Source organism: Pseudomonas sp. IzPS59 (assembly GCF_014863505.1).
GTDB lineage: Bacteria > Pseudomonadota > Gammaproteobacteria > Pseudomonadales > Pseudomonadaceae > Aquipseudomonas > Aquipseudomonas kribbensis.
In genome coordinates this window covers 2,686,808-2,699,265 of the sequence record NZ_CP062251.1, presented here as the reverse complement: position 1 = coordinate 2,699,265, position 12,458 = coordinate 2,686,808, and the positions used below count along the sequence as shown (strand labels likewise).

The 12,458-nt window shown below is 61.1% G+C and carries 10 protein-coding genes; 5 read left to right on the top strand and 5 right to left on the bottom strand.

From position 1 onward, the window contains the following. The first annotated feature begins 59 nt into the window (after positions 1-59). The 4 genes from IF189_RS12005 to IF189_RS11990 all read left to right on the top strand — a co-directional run bounded on the left by IF189_RS12005 (position 60) and on the right by IF189_RS11990 (position 5,536). Entirely contained in the window at positions 60-2,477 is a 2,418-nt protein-coding gene (locus IF189_RS12005; RefSeq protein WP_192553381.1) for a TonB-dependent receptor, read from the top strand. 64 nt (positions 2,478-2,541) lie between these two features. Beyond that, a complete protein-coding gene (locus tag IF189_RS12000; protein ID WP_192553380.1) occupies positions 2,542-3,729 on the top strand; it encodes an ABC transporter substrate-binding protein in 1,188 nt (395 codons plus the stop codon). Next, complete coding sequence (locus tag IF189_RS11995; protein ID WP_192553379.1) at positions 3,726-4,787, top strand: FecCD family ABC transporter permease; 1,062 nt, start codon at positions 3,726-3,728, stop codon at positions 4,785-4,787. Before IF189_RS12000 ends, IF189_RS11995 begins: the two co-directional genes overlap by 4 nt. Continuing rightward, positions 4,781-5,536: an ABC transporter ATP-binding protein gene (locus IF189_RS11990; protein ID WP_134827142.1), complete on the top strand. Its 756-nt coding sequence runs from the start codon at positions 4,781-4,783 to the stop codon at positions 5,534-5,536. The genes IF189_RS11995 and IF189_RS11990 overlap by 7 nt, the downstream gene beginning before the upstream one ends. 134 nt (positions 5,537-5,670) lie before the next feature. Here the strand turns inward: IF189_RS11990 and IF189_RS11985 are convergent, their stop codons facing one another. Both IF189_RS11985 and IF189_RS11980 read right to left on the bottom strand, forming a co-directional pair. After that, positions 5,671-6,057, bottom strand: coding sequence for a hypothetical protein (locus IF189_RS11985; protein WP_085708465.1), 387 nt, complete (start codon positions 6,055-6,057; stop codon positions 5,671-5,673). 60 nt (positions 6,058-6,117) lie between these two features. After that, positions 6,118-8,244: a TonB-dependent receptor family protein gene (locus IF189_RS11980; RefSeq protein ID WP_134827143.1), complete on the bottom strand. Its 2,127-nt coding sequence runs from the start codon at positions 8,242-8,244 to the stop codon at positions 6,118-6,120. Between the two features lie 143 nt (positions 8,245-8,387). Here IF189_RS11980 and IF189_RS11975 point away from each other — a divergent pair, with 143 nt between their 5' ends. Beyond that, entirely contained in the window at positions 8,388-8,816 is a 429-nt protein-coding gene (locus IF189_RS11975; RefSeq protein WP_134827144.1) for a hypothetical protein, read from the top strand. Positions 8,817-8,831: 15 nt separating this feature from the next. Here the strand turns inward: IF189_RS11975 and IF189_RS11970 are convergent, their stop codons facing one another. From IF189_RS11970 to IF189_RS11960, 3 genes are all read right to left on the bottom strand, one after another. Further along, positions 8,832-9,791, bottom strand: a complete 960-nt coding sequence (locus tag IF189_RS11970; protein ID WP_134827145.1) for a LysR family transcriptional regulator — start codon at positions 9,789-9,791, stop codon at positions 8,832-8,834. A 97-nt stretch (positions 9,792-9,888) separates the two neighbouring features. Further along, positions 9,889-11,244: an FAD-dependent oxidoreductase gene (locus tag IF189_RS11965; RefSeq protein ID WP_134827146.1), complete on the bottom strand. Its 1,356-nt coding sequence runs from the start codon at positions 11,242-11,244 to the stop codon at positions 9,889-9,891. Positions 11,245-11,281: 37 nt separating this feature from the next. After that, positions 11,282-12,337, bottom strand: coding sequence for a Rieske 2Fe-2S domain-containing protein (locus IF189_RS11960; RefSeq protein ID WP_134827147.1), 1,056 nt, complete (start codon positions 12,335-12,337; stop codon positions 11,282-11,284). Positions 12,338-12,458 lie beyond the last annotated feature (121 nt).

The window sequence follows — 12,458 nt, the reverse complement described above, 5'->3', positions numbered from 1 at the left end:
GATCTCGGCTGGCAATGAAAGGAACAACCATTCCACCTCGTCCATAGGGTCATCCCTTCATGCTCGTTGCACGACCCTTGTCTCCGGATCGTCTGCCACTAAAGCCCGTTATCCGCAGTGTGTTGCTGAGCGTTGCGCTGGGCCTGGCTGGCGGTGCGTTCGCTTTGGCTGCCGAGCCGGCGCAACTGGACGCGGTCACCGTTCGAGCCTACAACATCGCTCCGGGGCCGCTTGGCGTGACGCTGTCGAGTTTTGCCGTCGACGCCGGGATTGCCCTGTCGTTTCAGCCGTCGATCACCGAAGGGCTTGTCAGCCCGGGATTATCCGGCAGCTACTCGATTCAGGAAGCGGTGTCCCGGCTGCTGGAAGGCAGCGGGCTGGAAATGGTCGCCCGCAGCGACGGCACCTGGACGCTGGTGGTGCGCCGGGTCACGTTGTCGGACACCACGGTCGAAGGCGTCGACCAGCGCACCGACAGCTTGCCATCGGTGCTCCCGGGCGGTCAGGCCGCTCGGGGCGGACGCCTCGGTATTCTGGGCAACCGCGATGCGATGGACGCCCCGTTCAGCGTCAGCAGCTACACCTCGACGCTGATCAAGGACCAACAGGCGGTCACAGTCGGAGACTTGCTCGAGCGCGACTCTTCGGTGCGCTCCACGGGACAGGCCGGCGGCATTGTCGATTCGTTCTTCATCCGTGGTTTTCCCGTCGGCGAAGGCAACCTCGGTGAACTGGCGTTCGACGGTGTGTACGGCGTGGCCTCCAACTACCGGGTGTTCACCGAATACGCCGAACGCATCGAACTGGTCAAAGGCCCCGCCGCCCTGCTCTACGGCATGTCGCCCAACAGTGGCGTCGGCGGCGTGATCAATGTGGTGCCCAAACGTTCGCTGGACGAAGACCTGACCCGCTTTACCGCCAATTACGCCTTGAACACACAAGTAGGCAGCCACCTCGATGTCAGCCGCCGATTTGGCGAAGAGCGCCGGTTCGGCGTGCGAATCAATGGCAGCGTCCAGCAAGGTGAAACGGCCATCGACAAGCAATCGAGAGAAGTCGGCATCGGCGCGATTTCCCTCGACTATCAGGGCGAGCGCCTGCGCACCACCCTGGACCTGATCAACCAGAAAGAATCATTCGACGCCGCTTCCCGACCATTTCTGATCGCCCCCGGTGTGGACATTCCTTCGGCGGCCAACGGACGCACCAGCGTCAGTCAGGAATGGGGCTGGTCGGATACCCGGGACAAATCGGCGTTGCTCGGAGGCGAGTACGACCTCAACGACAACCTGACGCTGTTCGCCCACGCCGGTGGTGGACGGTCGGATGTCGCGCGCATGTCCGACCAGACACCGACCATCATCAACGGCGCGGGCGACACCTCTTCGATCCCCGGTTATTACAAGTTCGAAGTCCAGCGCTACACCGTCGATGCCGGAGCGCGGCTGCGGTTCAACACCGGGCCGATCAGCCACAGCACGGCCCTGCAAGTCACCCGCTATCGCGATGAGCTGGCGCGGGGCATCATTTCCGGCCCGGCGATCCTGTCCAACATCTACCACCCGATCGACCGCCCGAAACCTGCAATCGCCAAACCCGATACACCCAAAGTCTCGCAAAGCGAACTGTCGGGCGTGGCCCTTGCCGACACCCTGTCGGTGCTCGACGAACGCGTGCAAGTCACGGTCGGGTTGCGCCAGCAGAACATCAAATCGGACAACTACAACGCGGCCGGCTTCGTCACCACCTCCTACGACAAGAGCAGATCCACGCCGCTGTACGGGGTTGTGGTCAAACCCTGGGATCACGTCGCGTTCTACTACAACTACGTCGAGGGCCTGAGCAAGGGTGACATCGCGCCTTCCGCCGCTTCGAATGCCGGCGAGATCTTTTCTCCCTACGTTTCCCGGCAGCGGGAGCTTGGGGTCAAGCTCGACTACGGCAGCTTCATGTCCACCCTGGCCCTGTTCCAGTTACAGAAACCCAGCGGTGAACTGGCCTCGGGCGTGTTTTCGGTCCAGGGCGAGCAACGCAACCGCGGGGTGGAGCTGAACATGGCAGGCGAAGTCACTCCGGGCACTCGCCTGCTCGGTGGCGTGACGCTGCTCGACGGAGAGCTGACCCGAACCAGCGTTGCCGCCAATCGCGGCAACAAGCCCGTGGGGGTGCCAGAGGTGCAGGCCAACCTCTGGGCCGAATGGGACGTCCCTCAAGTCGAAGGCCTGACATTGACCAGCGGCGCCATCTACACCGGCAGCCAGTACGTCGACCAGGCCAACACGCAGAAACTGGATGACTGGACCCGCTTCGATGTCGGCGCCCGCTACGCCACGCGCATCGCCGAACGGCCGACCACTTTCCGGGCCACCGTGCAGAACGTGTTCGACCGCGAATACTGGTCGGGCGTCGCGTCTTACGGCGCATTCTCTCAAGGTGCACCTCGGACCTTGTTGCTCTCGGCCACTGTCGATTTCTGAAACGTCCGGCCCGGTGCGGCGCCTGGCGTCGTGGCCCGATCCGGCTTTTGCAAAGGCATACACCATGGTTAATGTTTTTCGCCGCCACCAGACCTTCACCGCCCTGTTGTTCGCCGGGCTGCTGGGTCTGTCGATTTTTTCTCTGATGCCAGGCAGCGCACAGGCTGCCGAACCGGATCCGGCACTGGGCACCGTGACTGATTTGCAGGGCCGCACGGTCAAGGTTCACCTGCCGGTCCGTCGAGTGATCCTGGGTGAAGGTCGCCAGTTGTATCTGGTGGCCGCGCTGGACACGCAGAACCCCATCGAACGCATCGTCGGCTGGCGCAAGGACCTGATCCAGTCCGACCCGGACACCTATAACGCCTACCTGCGCAAATTCCCCGACATCGCGAAAGTCCCGACCTTCGGCGGGTTCGAGAGCGGCACCTTCGACATCGAGCAGGCAATTTCGCAAAAGCCTGACGTGATCATCCTCAACATCGAAGCCCAGCACGCGACCGAAGATGCACGCTACATCGAGAAACTCGACGCCCTCGGTATCCCGGTGGTGTACGTCGATTTTCGCAACAACCCCATGCAGAACACCGAGCCGACCATGCGCCTGTTCGGCAAGCTGTTCGGCAAGGAAGAACGCGCCGAAGCCTTCATCGACTTTCGTAATCAGCAGATCCACCGCGTCACCGACGTGATCGAGAAGCACCACCCGGCCCGCCCCAGCGTGTTCATCGAACGCATCGGTGGCTACACCGATGACTGCTGCCTGAGTTTCGGCAACGAGAACTTCGGCCTGTTCGTCGACATGGCCGGCGGCAACAACATCGCCCGTCGGATCATTCCGAGTACGTTCGGGCAACTGAACCCCGAGCAAGTGATCGTCGCCAACCCCGACCACGTCGTGGTGACCAGCGCCGACTGGGAAGCCTTTGCACCGGGCGGTCATTGGGTCGGTGTCGGCCCGGGCGCGGACCTGGCCGAAGCCCGACGTAAACTGGCCTGGTACACCCAGCGCCCGGCCTACGCCGGCATCAAAGCGCAGAACACTCAGGCGTTTCATGCGATCTGGCATCAGTTCTACAACAGCCCTTATCAGTTCGTGGCCATTCAGCAATTGGCCAAATGGTTCCACCCGGAACTGTTCGCCGATCTTGATCCGGATGCCGCGTTTCGCGAGTTGCATGAGCGGTTTCTGCCAGTGCCCTATGAGCCGGGCTATTTCGTCAGTCTGCAAAAAAACGAGGCCAAACCATGAGTTCGCTGGGCGAAGCACCGATCGTGCAGAGCGTCACCTACCGGCGGCTGGTGCTGCGTAAACGGCTGATCCTGCTCGGGCTGGCCGTGCTGCTGATCTTCAGCGTCCTGCTCGACCTGGCCCTCGGCCCGGCAAAATACAGCCTTGGTGAAGTGCTCGAAGCGCTGTTCTCGCCGGATACAGCTTCGGCGCAGGTTCGGGTGGTGATGTGGGACATCCGTCTGCCGGTGGCGTTGATGGCGGTCGCTGTCGGCGCAGCGCTTTCACTGGCCGGGGCGCAGATGCAGACCATCCTCAACAACCCGCTCGCCAGCCCTTTCACCCTGGGCATTTCTGCAGCGGCCGGTTTCGGCGCGGCGCTGGGGCTGGCCTTCGGCGTGGCGCTGTTTCCTCTGGCGGCGCAATACATGGTGCCGCTCAACGCGTTCATCATGGCGATGCTTTCAGCACTGTTGATCCACTTCATGAGCATGCGTCGCGGCGTCACGGCCGAAACCATCGTGCTGCTCGGCATCGCCCTGGTGTTTACCTTCAATGCGCTGCTGGCGCTGGTGCAGTTCTTCGCCACCGAACAGGCCGTGGCGGCCGTGGTGTTCTGGACCATGGGCAGCCTGACCAAAGCCACCTGGCCCAAGCTCGGGGTGATCTGCGTGGTGATCCTCATCACCCTGCCGATCTTCGCCAAACGCGCGTGGGCAATGACAGCCCTGCGCCTGGGGGATGACAAGGCTGCCAGCTTCGGCATCAACGTGCGCAGCCTGCGTTTTCAGACGCTGATCATGGTCAGCCTGCTCGCTTCGTTTCCGGTGGCGTTTGTCGGCACCATCGGTTTTATCGGGCTGGTCGGGCCGCACATCGCGCGAATGCTGATCGGCGAGGATCAGCGGTTTTTCCTGCCGGCCTCGTTGTTGACCGGTGCGCTGATCCTGTCCGCCAGTTCGGTGGTCAGCAAGACCCTGATCCCGGGGGCGATATTCCCTATTGGCGTCGTCACGTCGCTGATCGGCGTGCCGTTCTTCATTTCTCTGATTCTCAACGGGAAGAAAAACTCATGGTGAAGCTGCGGCTCGAAAACCTCGGGGCCGGTTACGGCCAGCGCGAGATCATTTCCGGTGTGAACACCGCGACGTTTACCGGCGGCCAGGTCGTGGCGGTGGTCGGACCCAATGCGGCGGGCAAATCGACGTTGTTCAAACGCATGGCCGGGCTGATCGACGGTCCGGGCGAAGTGATTCTGGAAGGCTCGAAAAAAGGCACCCAAGGCATCAGTTACATGCCGCAAGGCCTGAACGCCAGCGCGCGGCTGACGGTGTACGAATCGGTGCTGCTGGCGCGCAAGCAACTGACGCCAAACTGGTCGGTTCACGACGATGAGTTGCAACTGGTGGACGAGATTCTCGATGCGCTCGGGATCACCGGACTGTCATTCCGAAACCTGGGTGAACTGAGCGGCGGCCAGCAACAGTTGGTGTCAATCGCCCAGACCCTGGTGCGCGAGCCGGAAATCCTGCTGATGGACGAACCCACCAGCGCACTCGACATGCACCGGCAGGTGCAGGTGTTGAACTTCATGAAAGCCCTGGCGCGCCGACGAGAAGTGATCGTGTTCATCGCCATCCACGACCTGAACCAGGCGCTGCGCTTTGCCGATCAGGTGCTGGTGATTGCCGGCGGTACGGCCCATGGCAGCGGGCCGAGCCATGAGGTGATCACCGAGCCGATGCTGCGCACGGTCTACAAGGTCGAGGCGCGGATCGAGCAATGCAGTCGCGGGCAGCGCCATATTCTGATCGATGACATTGTTTGAGGGTTGCCCCGTCAGATCGCAAAGGCAGGGATGCCGAAGCTGGTGGGTGACGGGTCAAAACCTCAGGCAAGCGAAACCAGTTTTGATACGCAATTGCCGGATGGACTGGGCGCTTTCCTGATCGCCGGCCAGGCTCAAATGTCCAGCTCTCGTGTCGCCTCTTTATCGGGTGGCAACACAATAAAATCCCGCCATGCCATCAAGGCTTTTTCAAAGGCTTCCAGACTTAGAAATTCACAATAATCGTCTTCCATCAGGAAATAGATTTTTACGCAGTCCTTTGAAAACTCTGATCCCCAATCTTCACGCCCCCAGCGATCGAATTCGACCTTTGACTCCTTCACCGATTTGATCCGTGCCAAACCCACGTCTATCCACTCCAGCGAGTGTATGTGCCCGCAGCCCCCATCATCGGTCAGGATGCAAGACAAAGGGCTCCCACCATCGTCCTTCACGACGTTTGAACTACAGTGCGGAAACAAGTCGTCGAATGCTTCTTCCCACGAGAATCGCAATTTCATTTTTTGGTTCCATGCACCAGAGATAACTGATCGATAGGGTTTGACACTCAAGCACCAGCCTCAGAGCAGATTCCACGACACCCCGACATACATCGCCATGCCTTCGCCCGGCGTGGAACGTGCGGCGTCCAGCCCTTTATCGTCGTAGCCCGGCGTAACGGTAGCGGCGTAATGTTTGTCGGTCAGGTTGCGCATGTCCAGCCAGGTCTGCCAGTCGCCCTTGGGTGCGTTGTAACCCAGGGTCGCGCCGAAGGTGGCGTAAGGGTCGGCGTAGTAGCTGTTGGCGTAATCCACCGCGACTTTCGACACCAGTTGCGTGTTGACGGCGGCGAAGAAGCCCTGCGGGAAGTCGTAGCGCAGTTCGCCCTGGTAGTAATGCATCGGCAGGCCCGGCAGGCGGTTGTCGCCGAAGCGGTCGTCATCGCGGTAGTGGAAGTCGCTGAATGTGTAAGCCTGACGCAGGCTCAACCTGCCGCCGTCGTTCGCTGACCACAGATGGCTGTTGAGGCTGGCTTCAATACCTTGGTGCACGGTCGGGCTGGCGTTGAGTTCGTACGGCGTAGTCGCGTTGGCATCCGGCAACACCGAAAGCAATTCGTGGCGCACCTGGGCGTAATACCACGCGAGGCTCCATTCGCCGAGCGCGCTGTCGCCACGGCCGCCGAGCTCCAGCGTGGTTGCGGTCTGGTTCTGCAGTTTGACCGGATCACGCTGGGTGCCGGTGGCCGCGCCGCTACCGGCCGGGAACCGTACGTTGGAGCTGTAGATCAATGACCACGGATGCGGCGCTTCGACCGAGCGGCTGAGGTTGCCGAACAGTTGCAGGTCCGGCGTCACCTGATAACGCAGGCCCAGACGTGGCGCGTAGTCCCAATCGCCGAGGCTGGTCTTGCCGCCTCCGTCGGGGTAAGTCACGGCACTTTCGCGGCGGGTGTAGATCGCGGCAAGGCCCGTGGTCAGCCACAGGTCGTTGGCGATCTCCAGATCATTGCCAAAGTGCAGAACGGTGTCCGAGCCTTGATAAGTGAAGTTGCGCATGTGCGTGCCCGGCGCGTAACCGGCGGTGTTGCCGCTTGGAATCCGAACCAACTCAGTGGCGCCGTCGTTAGGCAGGTGTTTGGTCACCCGCAGGCCAACGGTGCTGCGGCTTTCGAGACCCCAGAGGGTGTCGCGGCGCTTGTAGTCGAACGTGCCGCTGACATCGGTGTACGCGACCTTCAAGCGGTTCGGGCCTTCACGCAGATCCATCGGGTAGTCGTGATAAACCAGACCGGTCTGAATGCTCGAATCGTCGTCGATGTAATACGTGGTCTTGTTGCCGATGAAAGTGCTGCCGGGTTGATCGCGGCTGTCGTTGCGCGTCACGTAGGCCGGGTTGGCCGCGCGCGGATCATGTTCGATGGAGTGTTTGGTCACCCGCCCGGCGAGATCGTTGTCGGTCTCGCGGTGACGGATGTAGAAACGGGTTTCCAGATTCGGACTGAAGCGATAACCGAAATTGGCGATCACGCCCTGGCTCTTGCTCGCGGTGTGATCCTGATAACCGTCGGAGTGCGCGTCGGTCATCGACAGGTAGTAATCGAAATCGCCGAGCACCTGGCCCGAGCTGACTTGCCGTTGCGCATAACCGTGGCTGCCCATGACGTAGCGCACATTCAACCGAGGCGCGTTGTAGCCCGTGTGGCTGACGTAATCGACCGCTCCGCCGAGGGCCAGCGCGCCGCGGTCGAAACCGTTGGCACCGCGCAGCACTTCAACATGGTCAAGCCACAGTGGTTCCAGCAATTCATAAGGCGTACCGCCGGGACCGGTCAGCGGCAGACCGTCGAGCATCGTGTATAGCCCCGACGCGTGAGCACCGGGAGCCCGATTGATGCCCGAGCCGCGAATCGAGATTTTCACCCCTTCGTTGCCCGCTGACTGGGCATACACCCCAGGCTGATAAGCGAGTACATCCTGATTGCTCGCCACCCGCCCCTGCAACGGAGCGCGCATATCGACCACGTTGGTACCACCGGGTACCTGCGCCAACCGGGACTTGGCCTCCTCCAGCGAAAGGTCTTCGCCACTCTGATCTTCAGCCCCGATCAACACCTGCCCCAACTCCATGCCCTGAGACTCGGCTTCGACCGGACAGGCAAGGGCCAGCCCCAGCAGTGCAGCGGGCAGGGTTTTAAGCGAAGGCATCGAGAGAACTCCAGACAGACAGTTACGGGCAGTGAGAACTGCGACGTATGAATGAACGAAGTAAACACATGGCGATTTTGTTTTTTGTCAGGTAAACAGGCGGCTGAGTTTCTGGACTGTAATCAAACAAAGGAGATGCAGGGATGGCCGAAACAGTATTGAAGTCGAAGATGGCCAATTTTCTGGTGACCGACGCCGAAGTGAACTATGAGGATGTGGGCGAGTTCTACGAGGTCGTCGGCAGCGGCAATGTCGGCGTGCTGGCCGGCGTGCTCGAAGGGTTCAGAAATCACTATGGCGGGTTGTGGGTAGGCGGAAAAGTGACCGTGACCCAGAACGCTGTTCACTTGAACGCCAATGCCATGAACCGTATGGCTCAGGACGGGACACTGGACGTCGAACTGCCCATGACATCGATCCGCAAGGTCACCGTCGAGGGTGGTTTCGTGACGAAGATCGTCCGTCTCGACACCGACGCGTACAGCGTCAAATTTCGCTGCTACGGTGCCAAGGACGTTGCCTCACTGATCGCCAAACAGGCCCTTTCGCAGTCATTGAAGCGCGCCCGGTAAGCGGGTCTTCACCCTCTAGAGCCCGCGATCCTGACTCACCGGCATCAAGGGCTCGGAGGCAATCGCCCTGGCGGCGGCCAATACTACACTGCGCAGCCACTTCGACGCTTGCGAACGATGTTTGCGCGCATGCCACAACTGGTAGTAGCGCAAGGGCTGCGCCGGTACCGGAAACGGCTCGATCCGCAGCGGCAGCAATTCGGTGTAGTGCTTGGCAAACGAACGTGTGGTGGTGAACACCAGGTTCGATTTGACCAGCACGTAAGGCGCAATGCAGAAGTACGGCAAGGTCGTTTTCACGCGCCGGACCAGGCCGCTTTTCGCCAGTTCGGCGCCAATCGTGCCCTGCCCGGACGCATTGTGTGTCATCACTGCCAGGTGATCCGCTTCCGCGTAGGCTTCCGGGGTCAGCCCACCCCGTGAAATCGGATGCTCCTCGCGTATCAGACAAACCAGGTCGTCGTCGCACAAGGGTTGCAGATGAAGATGCTCGGCCGGCGTTCGCCAATTGCCGATCACCAGATCGAGAAAACCGTCCTCCAGCCCACGGGAGTAGCCGCCCTCGGCTTGCAGGTGCTTGAGCTCCAGCGTGGCGAACGGCGCCTGCGCATAAAAACGCTCGATGATGGCCGGCACGAAAAACACACTCAGGTAATCCGGCGTGCTGATGCGAAAGGTCTGTCGGGTGGTGGCGGGATCGAACAGGTCGACCGGGTGCAGTATCTGCTCGATACCGTTCAGCGCTTGCGAAACGGGCTCGATCAAGGTGAGACCGTGCGCGGTCAGCACCATCCGGCTGCCGCTGCGCACCAGCAACTGATCGCCGGTCAACTCGCGCAGCCTGCGCAACGCGACACTGATTGCCGGTTGGGTCTGCCCGAGCAGCTCGGCCGTGCGCGACACGCTGCACTCTGTCAGCAGCGTGTAGAGCGTGCGGATCAGTTGGACATCGCAGTTGGGCAAAGCGTTGGACACAGCAACCTCTTTTCCGATGGTCAGTTTTACATAGCGCTATATATCAGATGATATAGCGCTATTCATTTTCGCGTCCATGCGAGGGTTCCAGGCTGTGCTACCGCCAGTCCGGCAACCTTTTCAGAAGCTCGGCTTTTTCATGGGTCGCACCGCCCATCAGGACAAATCCCTGTATCTGGCTCTGCTGATCCAGGTAAATGGATTTCACGTGAGCAATGCCCTTGTCGCAGCGTCCCACCCACTCGGTCGACCACTCTCCCTCGGGGTTCATCGGCGACGCCACAATGGTCGGCAAGACACTGGTCTTGATCGTCACCGGCATGGCGGGATAGGCGACCGGCGTAGGCTGCCCTGCCAGGGTCTGGGCCAGTGCCCGGGCTTGCAACATGATCGGCATCACATAGGGCAGCACCAGATCATGGACTTGCGCGCAATCACCCAAGGCATACACGTTGTCGGCGCTTGCACGCAGAAAAGCGTCAGTGACAATACCGCCGGCAACCCGAATACCCGCCGCCCGCGCCAGATCGACACGGGGTTCGAGGCCAATGGCACTCAACACATAATCCGCTTCCAGCACGCGGCCATCGGCCAGTTGCAACGCATACCCTTTACCCGCGCGGTTAACCGCAACGGGCGCATTGCCAAGCGCCAGGCGTACGCCGATCGACGCCAGCGCATTGGCCATTTCCTCTCCGGCCTCTGCAGGCAGCAGGCGACTCAACGGCCAGGTGGCCCGGTCGACAACCCACACTTCATGACTCGCATGCCGCAAATCATTGGCGAACTCGCAGCCGATCAGCCCGCCGCCCAGAATGGCGATCCGGCTATCAGCGCTGATCTGCTGACGCAGGCGCCGGTAATCTTCCAGATCGTTCACCGTGATGATCGCGTCCACCCCGTCACCCTCCAGCGCGGGGCGACGCGCATCGGCCCCGAGCGCCAGCACCAGTGCGCGGTAGCGAAGTGGCTGGCCGTCGATGTAGATCGACCGGGCATCGGTGTCGATCCGTTCAATCGAAGTACGTGTCCTGATCTGCGCTTGCAGTTGCGCCGCCATCTGCTCGGCGCTGAAGGTCACCAGTTGCTCCGGCAGGCGTCCGGTCTGGAAAGCGTTGGACAGCGCCGGTTTCGAGTAAAACTCGCCGCCGTCGCGGGTGACGATCAGGATTGGCATGTCGCTATCCAGCTTGCGCAGCTCGCGCGCCACGGTGTAGCCGGCCAGCCCCGAACCCAGAATGATCACCGGGTCGGATTGCTCCGGCACGGAGTTCGGCTCTGCACTCTGCCCAACCTGAATCATCTGAAAGTCAGCCTTCCCTACCCCGCACTCCGGGCAATACCAGCTCTCCGGCACGTCCTCCCAGCGGGTTCCCGCCGGGATATCGTGCTCAGGCATTCCCACGGCTTCGTCGTAAATGAAGCCGCACACAAGACATTCCCACTTGAACATGGTCGATCCTCCAGTCAATCGATACGCAGCGGTTGAATCAGCTGGTGAAGGCGCGCCCCAGGCCGAGCGCACTCAAGGCGCGACGGTAGGCAGTGGACGAACGGTCGGCGGGAATGTGGATTTCCAGCGAAAGATCCAGCGGTAAGTCTTCCGGGCGGCACAGTTCGACGATGTCGCGATCTTCTTCGAAGACTTGCTGGTTGAACGCGTAGACGTCCTCCAGCGGCATCTCCTTGTCGAAGTTGCGGGTAATGGCGCAAAACATGCGGGTCTTGCGCGCCGAGATCGGGCTGGCCGCATTCAGAATCACTAACCGGTGTTCCGGCTCGGGAAAGTTGACAGTCAGGCGTGCAGTGAACGGCGCGAAGACATCGAAGGTGCGGTTCCACAGAAAGCCCTCCGGCGCGCGATGTTGCAGGCTCTTGGGGAAATTGCTGACGTTGCTGATGTACTCGGCATGAACCCCGTACGGCGTGACCTCGGCCTTGTAGGTCGGCACCACCGGGTTGTCGCGCTCGGCAAAAGCCTCGTGGTGAATCCACGCAAAGTGCGCGACATCGATAAAACCTTCCACCTGCCGGCCGGCAGAAGCCGCAATGTCGATGGACGGCGGCAGGATGCGCTGGAAGCTGTCATCGGCCCAGGACGGCATTTCAGCGAACGGCGCATTCGTTCCCGACATCAGCACCCAGATCATCCCGAAGTCCTCGCGGGTCGAGTACATCTGGATGCGATGGCGCTCGGTGAGGTTGGCATTGGGCTCCGACGGGATGCGCGTACAGCGACCATCAGTGCCGAAGTGCAGGCCGTGATACGGGCAGATGATGTTTTCGCCCTTCACCCAACCCTTGCTCAGTGGCGCACCGCGATGACTGCAGATGTCCCGGGCGGCGTTCAGTTTCCCGCCGGCGCGGTAGAGCACGACCGGCTCATCCAGCAGCGTGACGGCATAGGGTTTGTCGGTCACGTCTGCCGAAAATGCGACGGGGTGCCAGTGCTTGCTGAGCGTCTCGCGGTCTTGTGCGGTGAAGGTGCTGCTCTTGGTGATCGGATTCCAGGTAACGGACTGGCAGGCTATTGCGGCCGTGGACATGTGAGTTCTCCTTGACGTGGAAAAGGCACCGAAGGGGTGCGCATCCGCAGGCTGTTGGATGTGTTGTTGGCCTGCGGACGACGAGTGCGAAATCCATGCTAGAGATTCGCGCCGGCCTCGC

What these genes read in the sequence shown, in the direction of transcription:
- IF189_RS12005 (WP_192553381.1), top strand. Translation starts at nt 60, where the DNA reads ATGCTCGTTGCACGACCCTTGTCTCCGGATCGTCTGCCACTAAAGCCC.
- IF189_RS12000 (WP_192553380.1), top strand. Translation starts at nt 2,542, where the DNA reads ATGGTTAATGTTTTTCGCCGCCACCAGACCTTCACCGCCCTGTTGTTC.
- IF189_RS11995 (WP_192553379.1), top strand. Translation starts at nt 3,726, where the DNA reads ATGAGTTCGCTGGGCGAAGCACCGATCGTGCAGAGCGTCACCTACCGG.
- IF189_RS11990 (WP_134827142.1), top strand. Translation starts at nt 4,781, where the DNA reads ATGGTGAAGCTGCGGCTCGAAAACCTCGGGGCCGGTTACGGCCAGCGC.
- IF189_RS11985 (WP_085708465.1), bottom strand. Translation starts at nt 6,057, where the DNA reads ATGAAATTGCGATTCTCGTGGGAAGAAGCATTCGACGACTTGTTTCCG.
- IF189_RS11980 (WP_134827143.1), bottom strand. Translation starts at nt 8,244, where the DNA reads ATGCCTTCGCTTAAAACCCTGCCCGCTGCACTGCTGGGGCTGGCCCTT.
- IF189_RS11975 (WP_134827144.1), top strand. Translation starts at nt 8,388, where the DNA reads ATGGCCGAAACAGTATTGAAGTCGAAGATGGCCAATTTTCTGGTGACC.
- IF189_RS11965 (WP_134827146.1), bottom strand. Translation starts at nt 11,244, where the DNA reads ATGTTCAAGTGGGAATGTCTTGTGTGCGGCTTCATTTACGACGAAGCC.
- IF189_RS11960 (WP_134827147.1), bottom strand. Translation starts at nt 12,337, where the DNA reads ATGTCCACGGCCGCAATAGCCTGCCAGTCCGTTACCTGGAATCCGATC.